The sequence below is a fragment of the Burkholderia sp. Bp9016 genome (genome assembly GCF_003857765.1).
In the GTDB taxonomy this organism is placed as follows: Bacteria; Pseudomonadota; Gammaproteobacteria; order Burkholderiales; family Burkholderiaceae; genus Burkholderia.
Window position 1 is genome coordinate 45136 of sequence record NZ_QTPY01000004.1, and the last position, 20232, is coordinate 65367.

The following is a 20232-nucleotide window of genomic DNA, read 5'->3' on the forward strand; positions in this document are numbered from 1 at the left end:
CCGGATGAAGGAATTCCTGCTCAACCGCTACCCGCATGAACGGCGCCGCCTGCCGCGCCCCGTGATCGTGCGGGCCATCGCTTACGAGAACGGCCAGCACGAGCCGTGGCACCAGCACGAGTTCGGCCACGTGATCCTCGCACTGAGGGGCATCGTGCGCGTGCTGACGCCGAACCGCACGTGGACGTTGCCGCCGTCGCGCGGCGTGTGGCTACCGCCCAACATCGACCACGAGTTGCATGCGGTCGGACGCCTCACGCTGTGCACGGTCAGTGTCGAGCCCGACGCCACCCCGTGGCGCTGGCCGACCGGCCGCGTGATCGCGATCGACTCGCTGATCCGCGAGCTCGTCACGAACATGCTGCGCGATGGCGGCGACTACCCGCCCGACGGCAGCACCGCGCTCGCGGTGCCGCTGCTGCTGAAACTGCTGGAAGAGGCACCGCCGCTCGGCGAAGGCGGGTTGCCGCTGCCGCGCGACCCGCGCCTGCTCGCGATCTGCGAGCACATGATGACCGACCCGGCGAACGACTACACGCTCGATCGCTGGGCCGACGAGATCGGCACCAGCAGCCGCACGCTCGCACGGCATTTTCGCGACGAAACCGGCATGAGCTTCGGCCACTGGCGGCAGCACATGCGCGCGGCCGAAGCGATGACGCGGCTCGCGCACGGCGCGAGCGTCGCGTCCGTCGCGCTCGATCTCGGCTACAGCACGCCGAGCGCGTTTACCGTGATGTTCCGGCGGCTGTTCGGCCAGGCCCCGCAGCAATACCTGTCGACCGGCGGCTGACCCGGCGCGCGGCCGATCCGCCGAATCCCGGCTATTGCAGCGCCGGGGCGGCGCGGGCGAGCCCTTCGGCTAAAATGCCGCACTTTCCCTTTTGTCCGGCCCGCTCGCCATGCAACCCGCTTCCCCCGCCCGATCCGCTTCCCACGGCGCCGACGATACCGACCCGTCGCACGACCTCGTCTATGGCCCCAATGACCGGCCCGCGCCGATGGTCGCGTTCGTCGCCGCGCTGCAGCACCTGCTCGCGATCATCGTGCCGATCGTCACGCCCGGCCTGCTGATCTGCCAGGCGCTCGGCGTATCGAGCCGCGATACGACCCTCATCGTGTCGATGTCGCTCGTGATTTCCGGCATCGCCACCTTCGTGCAGTGCAAGCGTTTCGGCCCGCTGGGCGCCGGGCTGCTGATCGTGCAGGGCACGAGCTTCAACTTCGTCGGCCCGCTGATCGCCGGCGGCAGCGTGATGGTCAAGCAGGGCACGCCGGTCGAGACCGTGATGGCCGCGATCTTCGGCGTCGTGATCGCCGGCTCGTTCGTCGAGATGGGCGTGTCGCGCATCCTGCCGTTCGTGAAGCGCCTGATCACGCCGCTCGTCACCGGCATCGTCGTGCTGCTGATCGGCCTCACGCTGATCAAGGTCGGCCTCATCAGCATGGGCGGCGGCTACGGCGCGATGGCCAACGGCACGTTCGCGAGCGCCGGCAACCTGACGCTGTCATGCCTCGTGCTCGGCACGATCATCCTGCTGAACCGCGTGCCGATCGTCTGGGTGCGCAGCACCGCGCTCGTCATCGCGCTCGTGATCGGCTATATCGCCGCCGCGGTGCTCGGCCGTCTCGACTTCACCGGCGTGCACCAGGCCGCGCTGTTCCAGGTGCCGACCCCGCTGCACTTCGGCATCGGCTTCTCGTGGGCGCTGTTCATCCCGATGCTGATCATCTACCTCGTCACCTCGCTCGAGGCGATCGGCGATGTCACGGCCACCAGCAAGATCTCGAAGGAGCCGGTCGAAGGGCCGGTGTGGATGCAACGAATCAAGGGCGGCGTGCTCGTCAACGGCGCGAACTCGCTGCTGGCCGGCGTGTTCAATACGTTCCCGAGTTCGGTGTTCGCGCAGAACAACGGCGTGATCCAGATCACCGGCGTCGCGAGCCGCTACGTCGGCATCTGGATCGCGGGGATGCTCGTGGTGCTCGGCCTGTTCCCGGTCGTCGCCGGCGTGCTGCAGGCCGTGCCGGAGCCCGTGCTGGGCGGCGCGGCGATGGTGATGTTCGGTGCGGTGGCCGCGTCGGGCATCAACATTCTTTCGGGCATCCAGCTCGATCGTCGCGCACTGCTGATCATCGCGGTGTCGCTCGCGCTCGGCCTCGGCGTGTCGCAGGTGCCCGACATCCTGAACAGCCTTCCGCACGCGCTGAAGAACGTGCTCGAATCGGGTGTCGCGACGGGTGGCATCTGCGCGCTCGTGATGAACTGGTTCCTCCCCGAACAGAAGTAACGCTACGCACTCCATGACGATGCGGCCCGATCGACGGGCCGCGTCGCGCACACCGACTTGGCCGGATGCCCGACACTGGTTAGAATCGGCTCATGCGTCAAGCCCCCGTCTCCCCGAATACTCCTGAAATCGCCGTCGTTCCGGTCAAGGAACGGGCCACCGTGGTCTGCTATCGCGACGAACGGGTATTGCTCGTCGCCCGGGCATCGTCGCGATGGGCATTGCCCGGCGGCACGATCAAGCGCGGAGAAACGCCGCTCGAAGCCGCGCACCGCGAGTTGCAGGAAGAAACCGGCATCACGGGCCAGGATCTCGTCTACTCGATGCAGTTCACCGGGCTCGCGAAGATCCATCACGTGTTCTTCGCGGAAGCCAGCCCCGACCAGATTCCGCAGGCGAGCAACGAGATCGAGAAGTGCCGGTGGTTTCCCATCGACCGCGTCGACGAGTTGCGCGCGAGCATTCCGACGAAGCGGATCGTCGAACTCGTTTACCGGCACGAGCTGCACACGTAGGTAGACACCCCAGCCCCGCTGGCTCGCCCGAGCCGATATGATGCGCCCACGGTCCGTTGCCGCGTTCCCTTCCGAGCGAGCTGCAGATGAACAGTGCGTACACCTACCGCGGATATACGATCGATGTCCGCTGCGAATTCCGGCTCGACCTGCCGCGCGACCACGCACCGCCCGACCCGCTGCGGTTCGGGTTCGTCGCGATCGTGCAGGTGCGGGCGGCCGGCGTCGCGCCGCGCCTGCTGGCGCCGATCCGGCTCGGCGACGACGGCGGCCACCTGTTCCGCAACACCCGCAACGCGTTGCGCGCCGGCCGGGCGGCCGGCGAAATCATCGTCGACGATCTGCTCGTCGATTCGGGTTCGGCCGAAGGACGCGCGCACTCCTGAGCCGTCGGGCGGCCCAGCGCTTTTTCCGGCGCAACGATGCGCGTGCGCTCAGTGCGAGCGCCTTCTTCGCAATTCGTGTGTGGAATAGACGACGAGGAAGATGCCCAGCACCGCGACACCGGATGCCATGAAGTCGTTCTCGCTTCCCGAGCCGTGCAGCGATTTCGGGAAGAGGCCGAGACCCAGTCCTGCGACGGCGAGGAGCAAGCCTGCCGCCACACCCCAGACCGGCCCCGCGGTGTTTTCGATCGTGTTTTTCATACAGCCCCCGTCTACGGTCATTGCCCGGACGGTATCCGCGCATGGTGCATGCGGCGACCGCCCGTGCTTCAACGATAGCGCGGAAACAATCGCCGCGAATTCGGTGCCTTTACCGATCAGGATTACGGCTTCGCGGTCGCAGCGGGGTGTGTCGCTGACCTGCCCCGATGTTGTATGCAAAGCTCACCACGGCCGCGACCTGACTCGGATGCCCTTTCAGACCCGGCGTGCACTTCAGCACCGGCTCCGCATGTTCGATGAGGCGTTGCTCCAGTCGAGCAAGGCATTCGTCATGCGTGAAGCGTCGGTTGAGCTTCACGTTCTTCGTATCCCCGCAGCATCCCGTGACGATACCGATCGGGTCCGGCCTGGCGACCGGCACCTCCCCTTCAAACTTCGGGACCATAGAAAAAACAAGGACTGCCGCGCCTTTGCGGTGATCCCCATCGAACTGTGGGACCGCGTGAAGGACCGACTCGAAGACCTCGGAGACGAAGCACTTTATGCACACGCAAAGGCAAGCGACGACGGCCACCGCATCCCGGCCACCGTACTTGACGCGGAACAGGCTGGCGATCATCCCGTTCGTGCTGGCGCAATCATCTGCGTATGACGCACGATGCGCTCGCCGCAGCGGCGGGCATCAGCAAACCGTATCTCAGCCAGATCGAAACGCGTCAGCGCGTCGGCACTATCGACGTGCTGTCGAAGGTCGCCAGCGCGCTCTCCGTGCCGGTTGACGACCTGATCGAGCCGCCTGCGCAGCCGTAACGCGGTGTCGCTCGTCGCCCCGGTCTGCGTAATGCAACCGCATGAGCGCGATCACTGCTACGGCTGCGCGCACCCGGCGCGGACGGTGACGAAACATCAAGACGGCCATATCAATTCCGGGCGCGTAAACGGAAAAATCCCGACCGGCTATCAGTTTGCACCAGACCAAACAGACAGCGTCAGAGCGACTGACTCGGTTCCGCCTGGAACGGACCGTCGACCTGGAAACATGAATCGCCGGCAAGCCACCAACGTTTCAGCGTTGAAACATCGAGCCTAGCTGGATACGGATTTTTTGCTGGCCACGTCGCGATACTCCCGGTGCATCGGGTCATCCTGCGGTGTGCGCAAAGCCTATCAAATTGGATATCAACCCTGCGAGTCCGGTCACAGGCCGGCTCTTGGCGTATCGCCGCTCCTTTCCGTCAGCAGCCTCCAGGGCAAATCCTTTGTGGAATGCGCGTTTCAGACATGAAACAAGGCAAGCCCGTGGTCAGCTCCACACAACAAGGAAGCGTCGCCTTTCCTTAAGAGGCGCGCATTGGCACGAATCTGGCATTGGACCGATGGCCTAGCTGTAACTGATGGGTGTGAATGTGGTCAACGAAGCCACGCATCACCTTCAAACGTCATACGGGGACCGTCATGCAGAAGAAAGCACAGCGAGGAGTCGCGACGGTAGAGTTTTCATTTTTGCTTCCGGTTCTGTTGCTGATACTTCTTGGCATCGCACAGTTCTCGTGGCTGATTTTCAATTTCATTATCGTGACGCACGCGGCGTCGGTCGGGGCACATCAATTTGCCTCCGAGCGCGGATTCTCTACCCCGTACTCCGATACGGTTTCCAGTGTCACAAATGCGCTTGGGCCAATCCGGACCGGAATTAGTATTTCAACTTCCGTAAACGGGGTGTCTTGCACATCGGATTCCGCATGCCAAACCGCGCTAGGAACAATGGCTAATTCCTTGGCGGCCGGCTCAACTGTGACAGTAACAATCGGGCATGTATTCAATCCATTGTATTCTGGATCCTGGGGCTCATTGGGCAGCATCATGCCAAAAAACATTACATCGACAATGACTGAAGTAGCTCAGTAATTTTACGGGGGGCGAGCATCATGAAATCGCAAAAGGGGTCGGCTTCAATTGAAATGGCCGTGACGATGCCCGTTATCCTTTTCATTCTCCTGGGTATTGCACAGTTTGGCTGGCTCCTCGCCAACTCCATAGCAGTGGGTAATGCTGCATCATCCGCTGCGCGAACGTTCGCTTCGCAGAGAGGCACCACCACTCCGTACACTACGACGTTATCTCAAGCAAAGGCGGCTGCTTCATTTCTCAACCAGAGTAGCATCACGATTTCTACATCCGTCAACGGTGTTGCATGTGTAGACGACGCGGGTTGTGCGTCCGATCTGGCGCCGGCATCGAGTGCCGCAGTCAACGTGCCTGTCAAAGTTAGCGTAATTTACTCTGGCTTTAATCCTGTTGTGCCCGGAAATTATCTCAACCTGAAATCCATGATGCCATCGCAATTAGCTGCGACTGTTACCGCACGCGTGCAATGACTGTGAACCAACAGAGAGAAAGGTGGGAAGAGTGAATACTTCAAAGCCTCTTGACAGGGCAATGCGCCATCAGCGCGGTGCAGTCATCATCATTGTTGCAGCATCAATGGTCGCCATTCTGGGTTTCGCCGCAATTTGCGTCGATGTCGGTTACTTGATCTACACACAACGGCGCTTGCAGGCGGCCACTGACGCGGCGGCACTCGCAGGTGCGGCGGATCTCTGGAGTCAGCCGTGGAATACGGCATATAACGACGCAGTCGCATACTCAGCAGGCCAGGCCAACCAACTTCCGGGAGGCGCGACCGTCAACTCAACGTCCGTGACCGGACTAACGCTGACAAGCATTCAGCTTCCTTACAAACAGGCCCTGTCCGGTTATAACGGCATTCAGGTAACACAGAAAGCGAGCGTCACGTCGTTCTTTGCGAGCGTGTTCGGTGTCAAGGCGACGACCGTCTCCGCAACATCGACCGCGGCAGCCGGTGGTGCAGGTGGCCCCGCTCAGTACAACGTGATGATCATCCTCGACACGACTGCGTCGATGAACACCAATGACAGCAATTGCAAGAATTCGGCGGGAGTCGTGCAAACGCGTCTCGCATGCGCAAAAGCCGCAGCCTTGCAGCTTATTGAGACGCTAACAAATGCTGGAGACAACGTGGGGCTGATGGCGTTCCCTCCCATGTCCTCCAACTACTCTTTCTCATGCGGCAGTAGTGCCCCCAGCATTGCGGGAAGCTATTCTGCGGCGGCAAGCGCCGGTTACCAATACAGCAAGCTGGGCACGGGATTCCTGGGGAGCAGTGGCCAGGCCAACACAAGTTCCGGGCTGGTCCAAGCCCTTGGCGGCGGTTCATGTAGCGGACTCGCTGCCCCTGGCGGACTGGGAACTTACTATGCTCAGGCGATTGCCGCTGCACAGCAGTCGTTACAGACTCTATCCTCGACACAGCTCCCACCCGGTCAAAACGTCATCATTCTATTAAGCGACGGCGATGCATCGTCAAGCCAAACGCAACTTGGCTCTACGTATAAGTCAAACTATGGAACAGAATGCCAGGCAGCAATAAACACTGCAGCCACAGCAAAGGGAGCAGGAACACTTATATATACCGTGGCATATATCGGTGGCGGTAGCGCGTCGTCTACCTGCAGTGATGGAAGCGATCCTTTGTCGCCATGCGCAACGATGAAATCAATTGCCAGCGGCCCAGCTTATTTTTATTCCGACACCTGCTCCGGCTCCAATGGAGGCACTGCCAACCTTAAATCAATTTTCAGCACCATTTCTTACAGCCTTACGAAACCGCGTCTAATTCCAGCATCTGCCACATAAAATCATGAAAAATTGATGACATCGAAAATAATCGAAAGGTTTATTAAATGGACAATACTCCATCCAGGTTTGGCGAGCAGAGTGAACCCGCCGAACTCACAAAAAACTGCATTCATTGCGCCGGCTCGCTTAGGATTGGCTCAATTCGTTGTCGAATGTGTGGCTCCGAAGATCCATTTGGCAGCAAAACGGCGAGAAAGAGATCGGCACTGCTTCATGGCATGGTGATGGCAGGAATTTTTTCGGCACTTTTCTGTATGGTCTACGGAATTTTGCCAGTTGTAACGCTATACCTGCGCCATCGCAATTGAATCTCCAGGATCTTTAATTCCGGATACACGCCTGCGCCGCTATTGCCAGCCAACGAATATGTCGTATGAGATCGGCATCGTGATCGGGTAGGCGCATGACTCGTTTTGCACGGATGGCACTAGAATCCAGCAATTCGAACAGAGTAAAAAAACCGAGCGGCTGCAGCCCTTGACGAGGTAGCGCCGATAGAGAGACCTGATCTAGCCTTACACACTTTATGCTGGGTAAGCCAATCGTCACAATTGGCGAGTGCGTCCGGATTCACGTCACTGATGAAGGTGCCGAATGGAAGGATCGGAAGGCACGCCTGCAAATTATGACGAAGTATGCGGCCGAATACGAAGATCAAGATGCGCTCGAGCGTTGATCGCCAGGAGCATCCGAAGAAGCAGAGTGCCGATGGAACGATTCACAACACGCCCGGCTATCTCCGGGCCGCGATCAAATACGCCCACAAGATAGGCAAGCTCGAAACGATCATCCGGCAGAAAAACCCACACCTCAGGCGCAACAGACATTCCACGCGGAACGTCGAAATCGCTTGAAACCCTTGTGGCGGAAGGCAGCAGGAGTCGAACCTACCCGGGAGTGTCTGACACCCCCAACCGGATTTGAAGTCCGGCCGTACCACCGGATACGAATGCCTTCCGTGGGGAAAAACAAAAGAGCGAGAAGAACGACGAGCGCCTACGCCTGAATACCCGCCCAACCGCTGTCAGGCCGCAGGAAGTGAAGATCGCGGTGGAAGCGAGTATACCCAACCCGATCGAAGAACTCGAGAATCTGGATCGCCCGCTTGCGGCCGAGCCCGGTCGCGTCACGAAACGTCGCGGCATCGAGCCCGCCGCCGCGCGTCGGCGCGAGATGCGCAACCAGCCCGGCCAGTTCGCGCACGACGTCCGTGTGATAGAACAGGTCGCGCACGATCTGATGCACATCGCCGCGCCGCGCGAGCTTGCGCAGCAGCGTGCGCACGGCGTCCTCGGCCGCGCCCGTGTCGTGCGCCAGATCGCGTACCCACGGCGGATCGAAACGCCCCGCATGAAGCAGCGGCAGCAGTTGCCGCGCCAGCGCCTCCTCGCGTGCGTCGAAGCTCACCGAATGCGACGGCAGATGCAGCCACGGCCCGCTTCGCACGACGTCCCCGCCCGCCACCAGCGCATCGACGAGTGAGCGCCACAGCGCCTCGTCGACGACCGGCGCCGCCATCCGTCGCAGACGTGCCGCATCGATCCCCTGCTCGTCCGGCATCCGCTCGTGATACACGCGCAGCGTGTCGATCGCCCGTGCCTGCAACGCATGCCAGTGCGTGCGCGCCATCACCGTGCCGTCGTTCGACGCCGCATTGCGCTGGCCGATCGCCAGCGCATCGTCCGGCAGCACGAGCGCCTCCGGCGCGAACCCCGTCAGATGCGTGAGCATCGTGCGGGCAATGCCGAGCGGCGCCTGCGCGAGCAGCGCATCGAGCCGCCCTTCGTCGAGCCACACGGCCAGCGCGTCGAGCCATGCGCGGCGCGCAGGCGTGCGCCGCTTGCGCGCTGGTCCGAACGGATCGAGCACACGGCCGCCGCCGACGGTACGCGTCGCTTGCGGGTTGCGCACGATGAATCTATCGCCCGGCAGCGCGAATACCGGTTCGTCGAACACGAGTTGCACACGCATCTTCTGGCCGGCCGCGAGCGTATCGTCGTCGAGCAGCGCGAGGTGCGCGACGCGATGCAGCGTGCCGAGATGCACGTGCAGCGGCGCCCAGTGCGTCAGCGTCAGCCCCGCATCGGCCAGCAGCGTCAGTTCGACGTCCAGCCGCAGCGACGTCGCGGCGAGCCGCGCGTCCGCGACGGTATCGCCGCGCTCGACGTCCGCCTTGTCGACGCCGGCCAGGTTCAGCGCACAACGCTCGCCCGCGCGGCCCGCTTCGACCGGCCGGTTCTGCGCATGGATGCTGCGCACGCGTGCCGCGTCGCCGGTGCGGACGACCACGAGCGTGTCGCCGGTCGCCACGCGGCCCGCGAATGCGGTGCCCGTCACGACGGTCCCCTGCCCGGCGAGCGTGAACACGCGATCGACCGCGAGCCGGAACAGGCCGTCGTCGCGGCGCGCGCGCCACGCGAGCGCCGCATCGGCGAGGTGTCGCTTCAACGCGGCGACGCCAGGATCGTCCACGCGCGTCGCGCAGGTTTCGAAGATCGGTGCGCCATCGAGCGTCGAGCCGTGCAGCCACGCCGCGATCTCGTCGCGCACGGCCGACAGGCGTGCGGCATCGACGCGATCGCACTTCGTCAGTGCGACCACACCGTGCGTGACGCCGAGCAGTTGCAGAATCGCGAGATGCTCGCGCGTTTGCGGCATCACACCGTCGTCGGCAGCGATCACGAGCAGCGCGAAGTCGATTCCGCTCGCGCCGGCCGCCATCGTATGAATCAGCTTCTCGTGGCCCGGCACGTCGATCAGGCCCAGCACGTCGCCGTTCTCGAGCGGCGCATACGCATAGCCGAGCTCGATCGAGATACCGCGCGCCTTCTCTTCCTTCAACCGGTCGGTGTCGACACCCGTCAGCGCCCGCACGAGCGTCGTCTTGCCGTGGTCGATATGTCCTGCGGTACCGACGATCATGCAACCGGTCCCGCGATCAGCGCGCATTGCGCGACGAATGCCGCTTCGTCCGCGGCCTCGAGACAGCGCAAATCGAGCCGCAGTGCGTTGTCGGCGACGCGGCCGATCACCGGGTGCGGCCATTCGCGCAACCGCTTCTCGAGCTGCGCGAGTGCGCGGCCGCTGCGCTTGCCGTCCGGCGTGCGCACGACGAGCCCGGCGCTAGGCAACTGGTCGACCGGCAGCGCGCCGCTGCCGATCTGGCTGAACATCGGTTCGATGCGCACGTCGAAACCGCTGCCGAGCGCGGCCTGCAATACCGGGCGCACGCGCTCGGCTGCTTCGGCGATGTCGTGCTGCGGCCGCGTCAGCAGCCGCAGCGTCGTGAGCCGTTCGCGCAGGAATTCCGGCGCCTGATAGAGCCGCAGCACGGGTTCGAGCGCGGCGAGCGTCAGCTTGCCGACGCGCAGCGCGCGCTTGAGCGGATGTTTCTTGATTTTCGCGACGAGCGCGCGATCGCCGGCGATCAGGCCGGCCTGCGGACCGCCGAGCAGCTTGTCGCCGCTGAACGTGACGAGGTTCGCGCCGGCCGCAACGGTTTCCTGCACGGTCGTCTCGTGCGGCAAGCCCCATTGCGACAGGTCGGCGAGCGTGCCGCTGCCGAGGTCGACCGCCACCGGCAGCCCGTGCTCGCGCGCGAGCGGCGCGAGTTCGGCGAGCGTCACCTCCTTCGTGAAGCCGCTGATCGCATAGTTGCTGCAGTGCACCTTCATCAGCAGCGCCGTACGCGGGCCGATCGCGTCCGCATAGTCGCGCAGATGCGTGCGGTTGGTCGTGCCGACCTCGTGCAGCTTCGCACCCGCGCGGCTCATGATGTCGGGAATGCGGAATGCGCCGCCGATCTCGACGAGTTCGCCGCGCGACACGATCACTTCGCGTTTCTGCGCAAGCGCGGACAGGGTCAGAAACACTGCCGCCGCATTGTTGTTGACGACGGTTGCTGCTTCCGCGCCCGTCAGTTCGCACAGCAGATCGTCGATCAGGTCGTCGCGGTCGCCGCGGCGGCCGGTACCGAGATCGAATTCGAGGTTCACGGGTTGCGTGAGTGCGGCGACCACCGCGTTCACTGCATCGTCGGGCAGCAGCGCGCGCCCGAGATTGGTATGCAGCACGGTGCCGGTCAGGTTGAACACCGCGCGCACGGCGCCCGCGCTCTGCGCGGCCAGCGTGCGGGCGACGGCCGCCGCGATGTGCGGCTCGTCGAGCGGCTCGGCCGACGACGGATCATGCTGCGCGGCGGCACGCCAGCGCTCGAGTTCGGTGCGCACCGCGTTCAGCACGCGGGTGCGGCCGTAGTCGGCGAGCAACGGTTGCAGCGGCGCCGACGACAACACGCGCTCGACCGACGGCACGCGCGCGAGGACGGTATTCAGTTCATTCAAACCCGGTTCGGTCACGTGGTCGTGGCTCCATTTCGATGCGCGGCAGGCAAACGGGGCCGGGGCTTGCGCGCCCGCCCCGGCTGGCCGCCGTCAGTCCGCTTCGCGCGACATGTCCGGCCACAGCAGCGGGTTCGGCGAACTGCGCTGGTAGCCCGCTTCGTTCATCAGCAGATCGAGCGTGAGGCTTGCGAGATCGTCCGCCAGCGGCTCGAACTCGTAGTCCTTTTCCTGGTAGCCGATCTTGCGATAGGTCTTGCACTCGTCGCACGACTCGGCCTTGACGGCTTCGCTGCCGCCCTCGATTCCGTGATAGGCGATGCCTTTCGTCGAGTCGCAGTGCGAACATTTCGTGCGCACCATATGCCACTCGGTCGTGCAGAGCCCGCACTGCAGGAAACGGTAGCCCTGGAACTGGCCGCCGACGCGCACGACGCTCGCGACCGGATGCGAGCCGCATACCGGGCACAGCCCCGGCTGGTCGAGATACGGAATATCGGCCGGTGCGACGCGGCTGGCGAGATCGGTCCACACAACCTGCAACGCGGCCATCAGGAACGGCGCGGTGGCCGGGTCGACTTCGGCGAAGCGCAGCGCGAGGATCGCGTCGGCCTGCGCGTCGAGTTCGGCTGGCGACATCAGGCGCAGCCGGTCGAGCAGCTTCGCGAGCGACGGATTGACGAGCCCGGCGCTTTCGACGCGGTCGAGCAGTTCATACAGCACGGCCCGCCACCGCGGGTCGCGCTCGCCGTCGAGCGCGGGCACGAGCGGCATCGAATGCTGCTGCGCGCGTGCGATCGCTTCCGGCGACGGCAGCGGCAGGTTCAACTGCTGCAGCGTCGCGTGCTGCGCGTCGGCGACGGTGGCCATCAGCCGCAGGTAGCCGCTGATCGGGTTCAGGTCGGCAAGCTTGCGCAGCCGCGTGGCGCGCGCCGCGAATGCGGTGCCGCGCTCCGGCAGGCGAAAGCGGGGAATGGCGGAATGATCGAGCGCCGAGATCTCGGTCGGTTCGAGAATGCGTTGTGTCACAAATATGTCTTCCAAAAAACAAGCGCCGACGGATCGGCGCTTTTCAGGCGATTCCGACGGTGCCGGAACGGTACGCCGCGATGGCGAGCCGCCCCGCTCCGGTGCGCTACTTCACGCTTTCACGGAACCACTTCGGGTGATGCTTGCGTGCCCAGCCCAGCGTGACGGTGCCGCGCACCATCGCACCGATCGAGCCCTTCACCCACAACGCCGCGTAAATGTGCACGATGATGCTTGCGATCAGCACGAACGCCGCCACTGCATGCACGACGGCCGCCGCACGGATCACCTCGATCGGAAAATAGAACGAGAAGTAGCGCCGCCAGATCACGAGCCCGGACAGCAGGAGCAGCAGCAGGCACGCCACCAGCGTGAAGAATAGCAGCTTCTGTCCGGCGTTATACCGGCCGACGGGCGGCAGCTTGTCTTCCTGGTTGGTCAGCACGTCGCCGATCTGCTTCAGCCATTGACGATCGTCCGCGTCGAGCGCGTTGTGGTGCCAGAACCGCACCACGAGAATCGCGAACGACACGAACATCACCAGACCGACGAACGGATGCAGGATCCGCGTCCACTGGCCGCCGCCGAACAGCGCGGTGAGCCAGAACATCGACGGGTGGAACAGCGCGAGCCCGGACAGCGCAAGCAGCACGAACGTGATCGCGGTGATCCAGTGGTTCGTGCGCTCGTTCGGCGTGTAGCGAACGATCAGGTTCGGGTCGTCGTGTTTCATTTTCCGTCCTCCTTGATGCGTCGCGCCTCGTCGCGGGCGGCGGCTTCTTCCTCGTCGCTGACCTCGTTCGGACCGACCCGCGTGTAGTGGAAGAACCCGGCCAGCGCGGTCAGCGCGAGGCCGGCGACCGCCAGCGGCTTCGCGATCCCCTTCCACAGCTTCACCATCGGGCTGATCGACGGATTGTCGGGCAGGCCGTGATACAGCGACGGCTTGTCGGCGTGGTGCAGCACGTACATCACGTGCGTACCGCCGACGCCCTGCGGATCGTACAGCCCCGCATGCTCAAAACCGCGCTCCTTCAGGTCCTCGATCCGCTCGGCCGCGTGCTGCTTCATGTCCTCCTTGGTGCCGAACACGATCGCGCCCGTCGGGCAGGTCTTCACGCAGGCCGGCTCCTGGCCGACCGCGACGCGGTCGGAACAGAGCGTGCACTTGTACGCGCGATGATCCTTCTTCGAGATCCGCGGCACGTTGAACGGACAGCCGGTCACGCAATAGCCGCAACCGATGCAGTTCTCCTCGTGGAAATCCACGATCCCGTTGTTGTACTGCACGATCGCGCCCGGCGACGGGCATGCCTTCAGGCAGCCCGGATCCTCGCAGTGCATGCAGCCGTCCTTGCGGATCAGCCATTCGAGGTCGCCCGCCGGGTTCTCGTATTCGGAGAACCGCATCACCGTCCACGAGTGCTCGGTCAGGTCGGCCGGGTTGTCGTACACGCCGACGTTCGTGCCGATCTCGTCGCGCAGGTCGTTCCACTCCATGCATGCCGTCTGGCATGCCTTGCAGCCGATGCACTTCGATACGTCGATCAGCTTCGCGACGCTCCCGGTCACCGGTTCGCGCACCGTGGGCGGCGGCGTCGTGGTGGCGGAGACGCGCTTGATATCCAGCGATTGCAATGCCATCTCTTCCCCCTTACGCCTTTTCGACCTTCACCAGGAACGACTTGAATTCCGGTGTGTACGAGTTGCCGTCGCCGACGGACGGAGTCAGGGTATTGGCGAGATAGCCGGGCTTCGCGAGACCCTTGAAGCCCCAGTGCAACGGGACGCCGACCGTCTGGACCGTCTTGCCTTCGATCGTCAGCGGTTTGATCCGCTTCGTGACGAGGGCGACCGCGATGATGTAGCCGCGCTTGGACGACACCTTCACGCGCTCGCCGTGCGCGACGCCGACTTCCTTCGCGAGTTCTTCGCCGATCTCGACGAATTGCTCGGGCTGGATGATCGAGTTCAGCCGCGCATGCTTGGTCCAGTAGTGGAAATGCTCGGTGAGCCGGTAAGTCGTCGCGACGTGCGGGAACTCGGACACCTTGCCGAACGACGCGCGGTCGTCCGCGAACACGCGGGCCGCCGGATTGTTCAGCGCCAGAGGGTTGTCAGGGTGCAGCGGGTTCGCGGCGAGCGGCGTCTCGAACGGCTCGTAGTGCTCGGGGAACGGACCTTCGTTCATCGCTGCACGCGCGAAGAAGCGCGCGACGCCTTCCGGGTTCATGATGAACGGATTCATCCCGTTCTCGGGCGGTTCGTCCGCCTTGAAATCCGGCACGTCGGCCCCTTTCCACGCGCTGCCGTTCCAGCCGATCAGCTTGCGGGTCGGGTCGAACGGCTTGCCGCTCACGTCGCACGACGCGCGGTTGTACAGGATCCGCCGGTTCGCGGGCCATGCCCACGCCCAGTTCAGCGTCTGACCGATGCCGGTCGGGTCGGCGTTGTCGCGCCGCCCCATCTGGTTGCCGGCCTGCGTCCACGCACCGCAGAAGATCCAGCAGCCGCTCGCGGTCGTGCCGTCGTCCTTCAGTTGCGCGAAGGCGGCAAGCTGCTCGCCCTTCTTCACGAGCACCTTGGCCGGATCCTTCGGATCGGTCAGGTCGGCGAGCGCGCGCCCGTTGAACTCCATCGCGAGTTCTTCGGGCGTCGGGCTTTCCGGGTTCGCATACGGCCAGGTCAGGTTCAGGATCGGATCGGGATACTTGCCGCCCTCTGCCTGATACATCTTGCGCATGCGCAGGAACAGCCCCGCCATGATCTCGAGATCGCTCCTTGCCTCGCCCGGCGGCTCCGCGCCCTTCCAGTGCCATTGCAGCACGCGGCTCGAACTCACGAGCGAGCCGTCCTCCTCCGCGAAGCACGTGGTCGGCAGGCGGAACACTTCGGTCTGGACCTTCGACGCATCGACGTCGTTGAAGTCGCCGTGATGCTTCCAGAACTCGGACGTCTCGGTCGCGAGCGGATCCATGATCACGAGCCACTTCAGCTTCGCGAGGCCCGCGGCCGTCTTCACCTTCGACGGCGCCGCCGCGAGCGGGTTGAAGCCCTGGCAGATGTAGCCGTTCATCTTGCCGGCATTCATCAGCTCGATCGCCTGCAGCAGGTCGTACTGCTTGTCCAGCTTCGGCAGGTAGTCGTAGCCCCAGTTGTTCTCGGCGGTCGCCGCATCGCCCCACCACGACTTCATGAAGCTGACGTGGAACGCCTTGTAGTTCTTCCAGTAGCTCAGCTGGTTCGGACGCAGCGGCTGCTGCGCGCGCTTCTTGATGTACGCGTCGAAGTCCTGCTCGGCCTGCATCGGCAGCGTCATGTAGCCCGGCAGCAGGTTCGACATCAGCCCGAGGTCGGTCAGCCCCTGGATGTTCGAGTGGCCGCGCAGCGCGTTCATCCCGCCGCCGGCGATGCCGATGTTGCCGAGCAGCAACTGCACCATCGCGCCGGTGCGAATGATCTGCGCGCCGATCGAGTGGTGCGTCCAGCCGAGCGCGTACAGCACCGTGCCGGCGCGGCCGGGCACGGCCGTCGTCGCGAGCATCTCGCACACCTTCAGGAATTTCTCGTTCGGCGTGCCGCAGACTTGCTGGACCAGGTCCGGCGTATAGCGCGCGTAGTGTTTCTTGAGCAGGTTGTAGACGCAGCGCGGATGCTGCAGCGTCGGGTCGACCTTCGCGAAGCCGTCGTCGCCGAGCTCGTAGTCCCAGCTCGATTTGTCCGGATACGCGTGTTTCTCCGCGTCGTAGCCGGAATAGATGCCGTCGTTGAACGCGAAGTCCTCGCGCACGATGAACGAGAAGTCCGTGTAGTTCTTCACGTACTCATGCTGGATCTTGTCGTGCGTCAGCAGATAGTTGATGACGCCGCCCAGGAAGACGATGTCGGTGCCGGTGCGAATCGGCGCGTAGTAGTCGGCCACCGAGGCCGTACGCGTAAAGCGCGGGTCGACGACGATCAGCCGCGCCTTGCGGTGCGCCTTCGCCTCCGTTACCCACTTGAAACCGCATGGATGGGCCTCGGCTGCATTGCCGCCCATCACGAGAATCACGTCCGCGTTCTTGATGTCGACCCAATGGTTCGTCATCGCTCCACGGCCAAACGTCGGGGCAAGACCTGCCACCGTCGGGCCATGTCAGACACGCGCCTGATTGTCGAATGCGAGCATCCCGAGGCTGCGGACAGCCTTGTGCGTCAGGTAACCGACTTCGTTGCTGCCCGCCGACGCGGCCAGCATGCCGGTCGTGAGCCAGCGATTGACCTTCGCGCCGTCTTCGGCCGTCTCGACGAAGTTCGCGTCGCGGTCGGCCTTCATCAGCTTCGCGATCCGGTCGAGCGCGTCATTCCACGAGATCGGCTCCCACTTGTCCGAACCGGGCGCGCGATACTCGGGGTGCGTCAGGCGGTTCGGGCTGTGGATGAAGTCGATCAGGCTCGCGCCCTTCGGGCACAGCGTGCCGCGATTGACGGGGTGATCGGGATCGCCTTCGATGTGGATGATGCTCGGCTGCGCATTCTTCGCGCCGTCGCCAAGGCCGTACATCAGGATGCCGCAACCCACTGAACAGTATGGACAGGTGTTGCGCGTTTCGGTGGTGCGCGCCAGCTTGTACTGTCGGACTTCGGCAAGCGCTTCCGTCGGAGAAAAGCCCATCAGGGCGAGACTCGATCCGGCAAGCGACGTGGCCGTCACCTTCAGGAACTGGCGCCGGGACATTTGTAGCATGATGGTCTCGGCGGTTTTGTGGGGTTGGGAGCAACTGAAAGGATTATAGACAGCCAACGCAACTATGATGGAATCTTCGGATCAATACTGATTTGTCTGATCCGCCAATATCCCGCGGTCAGCACACCACCGAACCGTCATGAAACGACAGATCACCTCGGAAGCCACCCGTCTCGCGCAACAACAGGCCAACTGGGCACTCAACGCGTTCAGGCGCTTCTCCTCGGACCGCTGCTCGGCGATGGCCGCGAGCATCGCGTTCTTCTCCGCGTTCTCGCTCGCACCGACGCTCGTGATGGTGATCGCGGTGGCCGGCTGGTTCTACGGCGACGATGCCGCGCGCGGCCAGGTGTTCGAGCAGGCACATCAACTGATCGGCGACGATGCCGCGGCCAGCATCCAGACCATCGTGCAGAACGCGCATCGCGCAGGCGAGCGCGGCGGCATCGCGGCGCTGATCTCGTTCGCCGCGCTCGCGATCGGTGCGTCGGCAACGTTCGCGTCGCTGAACACGGCGCTGAGCGTGATCTGGCCGAGCACCGAAAACCGCTGGTCGAGCATGCTCGGGCTCGTGCGCGTGCGGCTGGTTTCGTTCGGGCTCGTGCTCGGCGTCGCGTTCCTGCTGATCGTGTCGCTTGTGCTCGACACCGCGATCACGTTCGTCGGCACCTGGCTGCTCGGCAATTCGCCGTATGTGGTCGTCACCAACCTGCTGCAGTTCTTCGTCGGCATCGCGGTGCTCGCGGGCGCGTTCGCCGCGCTGATGAAGTTCCTGCCCGACGCGCGCGTCGCGTGGCGCGACGCGGCAGTCGGCGGGATCGTGTCGGCGATCCTGTTCTCCGGTGGCAAGAAGCTGTTCGCGCTGTATCTCGCACACGCTGGCACGGCGAGCGCGTTCGGTGCGGCCGGATCGTTCGCGGTACTGTTGATGTGGCTGTACTTCTCCGCCGCCGTGCTGTTGCTCGGCGCGGAATTCGCGGCTGCGCGCGGCGTCGCGCACCGCCGCACCGCCGATGTGCCGGCCGCGTCCGCACAGGCCGAGCGCCCCGCCGATCACGCGCGCGGCAACTGATTGCCCCTTCCTGCTCGTCACGCGGCCGCGCATGTTTGCGCGCGCGCCGTGCCTTGCACAACTCTTCGCGCTTTCGCAACGACCTCGCCGCCGCGCGCCGGCGCGACGCTGATGCGTTCGTTGCATCGGCGCGTAACGCTCGCCGCAAAGGCAAACGTTTGCAAGCTCCGATTTCCGTGCGCGAACCCGCCAAATCGGCCCGTGCGTTGCCGAATGCATCAAACGTCGCAACAATCGCGGCGCAGCAATTGTCAACTATTTCAAAAAGAGGAACAGTTCTTGATGTGCTTGATATATATGGACTTTTTCTCGCTGTTACCTTTTCGAGACACTTTATTTTTTAAGCTTTCTTGCCTGTATGGCACTGAGCTATTCTCCAATCCGCAACAAATAACGACTGAATCATTTGCGTGGAGATACTCAACGATGAAGAAACTCGCTCTCTCGACCCTCTCGCTCGCCCTGCTGGGCGCCGCTGGCGCTGCTCACGCTCAATCCAGCGTGACGCTGTACGGCGTGATCGATACGTCGATCGCACTGGTTCACGGCAATGACGGCCAGGCCAACAACATGGTGCAAATGCTGTCGGGCAACCTGCAAGGCAGCCGCTGGGGCCTGAAGGGTGCTGAAGACCTGGGTGGCGGCCTGAAGGCAATCTTCCAGATCGAAAACGGCTTCAACCCGGGCACCGGCAAGCTGAGCGCATCCAACACGATCTTCAACCGCCAGGCTTACGTCGGCCTGCAAAGCAACCAGTACGGCACGCTGACGCTGGGCCGCCAGTACGACCCGGTGGTCGACCTGGTCCAGGCAGTCACGGCTGACAACTACTTCGGCAGCTTCTTCGCGACCCCGGGCGACGTCGACAACAACGACAACAGCCTGCGCGTCAGCAACGCGATCAAGTACGCTTCGCCGGTCTGGAACGGCTTCCAGTTCGAAGGCATGTACGGTCTGAGCGGCGTTGCAGGCCGTCCGGGCCAAGGTCAGACGTGGTCGGCCGCAGCCGCCTACAACAACGGCCCGATCGGCATCGCAGCCGGCTACTTCTACGCGAACAACCCGTCGCCGACGACGGGCCCGACCCGTTCGGGCTGGGGCTCGACGACGTCCGACAACATCGTCGACGGCCCGATCAACGCAGGCTACGTGACGGCGAAGTCGATCGGCATCGCGCAAGTCGCAGGCCAGTACGCAATCGGCCCGGTGACGCTCGGCCTCGGCTACAGCAACGCGCAATACAAGCCGGACGCATACTCGCTCTACACGTCGACCGAGAAGTACAACACGGGCCGCGCGTTCGTGACGTACCAGGTCACGCCGCCGCTGCTGCTGGGCCTCGGCTACTCGTACACGAAGGCGAGCGGCAACACGGACGCCAAGTACCACCAGGTGTCGCTGGGTGCGGACTACTCGCTGTCGAAGCGCACGGACGTCTACCTGCTCGGCGCTTACCAGCACGCGAGCGGTACGCAGTTGAACGACGACGGCACGACGTCGGCAGCGCAAGCATCGATCGGCTCGTACGGCTACGCCGGCACGAAGTCGCAGGAAATGGTCGCTCTGGGCCTGCGCCACAAGTTCTAAGAAGTACGCTTCCGGTGTGCATGGCGTCTCCGACGCCATGTCGCCGAACTGCAAAACCAGTCATCGGTTTCGGCCGTGGCTGGTTTTTTTTCGTCCGTCGCCAGCGGCCCGGTGGCGGGCTGCGGTCGCGTGCCAGCCCTCGGGTACGACAACGGACGGGAAGCGGCTCCTGGAGGGCCTGTGACGCGCCAGAGGCGCACTTGCGGGCATCCGGGCACGTCGACCGTTGCCCCGCCCTCCATTCGATCACAACGCGCGTTGCACGATCCGGACGACTATCCTTCGACGTGTCGAGTTCGGCAGGCTTCATCCGTCGTATCGATGGCGGCATGCACGCAGGCTGC

At 63.8% G+C, this 20232-nt stretch carries 19 protein-coding genes, 1 tRNA gene and 2 pseudogenes; 13 read left to right on the forward strand and 9 right to left on the reverse strand.

The genetic code is table 11. The annotated features are described in order from the left end of the window. The first annotated feature begins 4 nt into the window (after nucleotides 1-4). The 4 genes from DIE13_RS06310 to DIE13_RS06325 all read left to right on the forward strand — a co-directional run bounded on the left by DIE13_RS06310 (nucleotide 5) and on the right by DIE13_RS06325 (nucleotide 3192). Nucleotides 5-793, forward strand: a complete 789-nt coding sequence (locus DIE13_RS06310) for a helix-turn-helix domain-containing protein (protein WP_124826348.1) — start codon at nucleotides 5-7, stop codon at nucleotides 791-793. A gap of 109 nt (nucleotides 794-902) precedes the next feature. Then, nucleotides 903-2291 carry a nucleobase:cation symporter-2 family protein gene (locus tag DIE13_RS06315; RefSeq protein ID WP_124826349.1) on the forward strand — a complete coding sequence of 463 codons (1389 nt, stop codon included), beginning with the start codon at nucleotides 903-905 and terminating at the stop codon, nucleotides 2289-2291. A 92-nt stretch (nucleotides 2292-2383) separates the two neighbouring features. Further along, complete coding sequence (locus DIE13_RS06320) at nucleotides 2384-2806, forward strand: NUDIX hydrolase (RefSeq protein ID WP_124826350.1); 423 nt, start codon at nucleotides 2384-2386, stop codon at nucleotides 2804-2806. Between the two features lie 86 nt (nucleotides 2807-2892). Continuing rightward, nucleotides 2893-3192, forward strand: a complete 300-nt coding sequence (locus tag DIE13_RS06325; RefSeq protein ID WP_124826351.1) for a hydrogenase maturation factor — start codon at nucleotides 2893-2895, stop codon at nucleotides 3190-3192. 48 nt (nucleotides 3193-3240) lie between these two features. Here DIE13_RS06325 and DIE13_RS06330 read toward each other — a convergent pair whose 3' ends face one another. Together DIE13_RS06330 and DIE13_RS06335 are read right to left on the reverse strand one after the other, a co-directional pair. Further along, on the reverse strand, nucleotides 3241-3453 hold the full coding sequence (locus DIE13_RS06330; protein ID WP_124826352.1) for a hypothetical protein: 213 nt from the start codon (nucleotides 3451-3453) through the stop codon (nucleotides 3241-3243). 157 nt (nucleotides 3454-3610) lie between these two features. After that, nucleotides 3611-3859 (reverse strand): annotated as a pseudogene (locus DIE13_RS06335) (glycoside hydrolase family protein); the annotation flags it as partial. 30 nt (nucleotides 3860-3889) lie between these two features. Between DIE13_RS06335 and DIE13_RS33675 the strand changes: the two are divergent. The 6 genes and pseudogenes from DIE13_RS33675 to DIE13_RS33335 all read left to right on the forward strand — a co-directional run bounded on the left by DIE13_RS33675 (nucleotide 3890) and on the right by DIE13_RS33335 (nucleotide 7988). Beyond that, a pseudogene (locus DIE13_RS33675) lies at nucleotides 3890-4224 on the forward strand (helix-turn-helix domain-containing protein). Nucleotides 4225-4869: 645 nt separating this feature from the next. Next, nucleotides 4870-5322, forward strand: a complete 453-nt coding sequence (locus tag DIE13_RS06345; RefSeq protein ID WP_175751639.1) for a TadE/TadG family type IV pilus assembly protein — start codon at nucleotides 4870-4872, stop codon at nucleotides 5320-5322. Between the two features lie 20 nt (nucleotides 5323-5342). Continuing rightward, on the forward strand, nucleotides 5343-5792 hold the full coding sequence (locus tag DIE13_RS06350) for a TadE/TadG family type IV pilus assembly protein (RefSeq protein WP_124826354.1): 450 nt from the start codon (nucleotides 5343-5345) through the stop codon (nucleotides 5790-5792). A gap of 31 nt (nucleotides 5793-5823) precedes the next feature. Next, the gene (locus tag DIE13_RS06355; RefSeq protein WP_124826355.1) at nucleotides 5824-7131 is read left to right on the forward strand and encodes a VWA domain-containing protein; all 1308 of its coding nucleotides are present in this window, start codon (nucleotides 5824-5826) and stop codon (nucleotides 7129-7131) included. Nucleotides 7132-7178: 47 nt separating this feature from the next. Continuing rightward, nucleotides 7179-7442 carry a hypothetical protein gene (locus DIE13_RS06360; protein WP_124826356.1) on the forward strand — a complete coding sequence of 88 codons (264 nt, stop codon included), beginning with the start codon at nucleotides 7179-7181 and terminating at the stop codon, nucleotides 7440-7442. A gap of 351 nt (nucleotides 7443-7793) precedes the next feature. Continuing rightward, entirely contained in the window at nucleotides 7794-7988 is a 195-nt protein-coding gene (locus DIE13_RS33335; protein ID WP_233410085.1) for a hypothetical protein, read from the forward strand. Between the two features lie 8 nt (nucleotides 7989-7996). Here the strand turns inward: DIE13_RS33335 and DIE13_RS06370 are convergent. From DIE13_RS06370 to fdnG, 7 genes are all read right to left on the reverse strand, one after another. Next, nucleotides 7997-8092: transfer RNA gene (locus tag DIE13_RS06370), tRNA-Sec, on the reverse strand. Between the two features lie 38 nt (nucleotides 8093-8130). Continuing rightward, on the reverse strand, nucleotides 8131-10056 hold the full coding sequence (gene selB / locus DIE13_RS06375) for a selenocysteine-specific translation elongation factor (protein ID WP_124826357.1): 1926 nt from the start codon (nucleotides 10054-10056) through the stop codon (nucleotides 8131-8133). Continuing rightward, on the reverse strand, nucleotides 10053-11492 hold the full coding sequence (gene selA / locus DIE13_RS06380; protein WP_124826358.1) for an L-seryl-tRNA(Sec) selenium transferase: 1440 nt from the start codon (nucleotides 11490-11492) through the stop codon (nucleotides 10053-10055). The genes selB and selA overlap by 4 nt, the downstream gene beginning before the upstream one ends. A 75-nt stretch (nucleotides 11493-11567) precedes the next feature. Continuing rightward, nucleotides 11568-12503: a formate dehydrogenase accessory protein FdhE gene (fdhE, locus tag DIE13_RS06385; RefSeq protein ID WP_175751643.1), complete on the reverse strand. Its 936-nt coding sequence runs from the start codon at nucleotides 12501-12503 to the stop codon at nucleotides 11568-11570. A gap of 106 nt (nucleotides 12504-12609) precedes the next feature. Then, nucleotides 12610-13236, reverse strand: coding sequence for a formate dehydrogenase subunit gamma (locus DIE13_RS06390; RefSeq protein WP_124826360.1), 627 nt, complete (start codon nucleotides 13234-13236; stop codon nucleotides 12610-12612). Further along, a complete protein-coding gene (fdxH, locus tag DIE13_RS06395; RefSeq protein ID WP_124826361.1) occupies nucleotides 13233-14147 on the reverse strand; it encodes a formate dehydrogenase subunit beta in 915 nt (304 codons plus the stop codon). Before fdxH ends, DIE13_RS06390 begins: the two co-directional genes overlap by 4 nt. Nucleotides 14148-14157: 10 nt before the next feature. Beyond that, entirely contained in the window at nucleotides 14158-17229 is a 3072-nt protein-coding gene (fdnG, locus tag DIE13_RS06400; RefSeq protein WP_148094082.1) for a formate dehydrogenase-N subunit alpha, read from the reverse strand. Nucleotides 17230-17368: 139 nt separating this feature from the next. Between fdnG and DIE13_RS06410 the strand changes: the two genes are divergently transcribed. The 3 genes from DIE13_RS06410 (at nucleotide 17369) to DIE13_RS06420 (ending at nucleotide 19888) form a co-directional block, all read left to right on the forward strand. Next, nucleotides 17369-18301 (forward strand): YihY/virulence factor BrkB family protein, encoded by a 933-nt coding sequence (locus tag DIE13_RS06410; protein ID WP_124826363.1) that lies wholly within the window; start codon nucleotides 17369-17371, stop codon nucleotides 18299-18301. 53 nt (nucleotides 18302-18354) lie between these two features. Further along, nucleotides 18355-18645, forward strand: coding sequence for a hypothetical protein (locus DIE13_RS06415; RefSeq protein ID WP_124826364.1), 291 nt, complete (start codon nucleotides 18355-18357; stop codon nucleotides 18643-18645). 82 nt (nucleotides 18646-18727) lie between these two features. Further along, nucleotides 18728-19888, forward strand: coding sequence for a porin (locus DIE13_RS06420; protein WP_124826365.1), 1161 nt, complete (start codon nucleotides 18728-18730; stop codon nucleotides 19886-19888). Nucleotides 19889-20232: the final 344 nt, after the last annotated feature.

Bases quoted from the DNA above. Each gene is read 5' to 3' on its own strand.
- DIE13_RS06310 (WP_124826348.1), top strand. From the start codon at position 5: ATGAAGGAATTCCTGCTCAACCGCTACCCGCATGAACGGCGCCGCCTG.
- DIE13_RS06315 (WP_124826349.1), top strand. From the start codon at position 903: ATGCAACCCGCTTCCCCCGCCCGATCCGCTTCCCACGGCGCCGACGAT.
- DIE13_RS06320 (WP_124826350.1), top strand. From the start codon at position 2,384: ATGCGTCAAGCCCCCGTCTCCCCGAATACTCCTGAAATCGCCGTCGTT.
- DIE13_RS06325 (WP_124826351.1), top strand. From the start codon at position 2,893: ATGAACAGTGCGTACACCTACCGCGGATATACGATCGATGTCCGCTGC.
- DIE13_RS06330 (WP_124826352.1), bottom strand. From the start codon at position 3,453: ATGAAAAACACGATCGAAAACACCGCGGGGCCGGTCTGGGGTGTGGCG.
- DIE13_RS06345 (WP_175751639.1), top strand. From the start codon at position 4,870: ATGCAGAAGAAAGCACAGCGAGGAGTCGCGACGGTAGAGTTTTCATTT.
- DIE13_RS06350 (WP_124826354.1), top strand. From the start codon at position 5,343: ATGAAATCGCAAAAGGGGTCGGCTTCAATTGAAATGGCCGTGACGATG.
- DIE13_RS06360 (WP_124826356.1), top strand. From the start codon at position 7,179: ATGGACAATACTCCATCCAGGTTTGGCGAGCAGAGTGAACCCGCCGAA.
- DIE13_RS33335 (WP_233410085.1), top strand. From the start codon at position 7,794: ATGCGCTCGAGCGTTGATCGCCAGGAGCATCCGAAGAAGCAGAGTGCC.
- selB (WP_124826357.1), bottom strand. From the start codon at position 10,056: ATGATCGTCGGTACCGCAGGACATATCGACCACGGCAAGACGACGCTC.
- DIE13_RS06390 (WP_124826360.1), bottom strand. From the start codon at position 13,236: ATGAAACACGACGACCCGAACCTGATCGTTCGCTACACGCCGAACGAG.
- fdxH (WP_124826361.1), bottom strand. From the start codon at position 14,147: ATGGCATTGCAATCGCTGGATATCAAGCGCGTCTCCGCCACCACGACG.
- DIE13_RS06410 (WP_124826363.1), top strand. From the start codon at position 17,369: ATGAAACGACAGATCACCTCGGAAGCCACCCGTCTCGCGCAACAACAG.
- DIE13_RS06420 (WP_124826365.1), top strand. From the start codon at position 18,728: ATGAAGAAACTCGCTCTCTCGACCCTCTCGCTCGCCCTGCTGGGCGCC.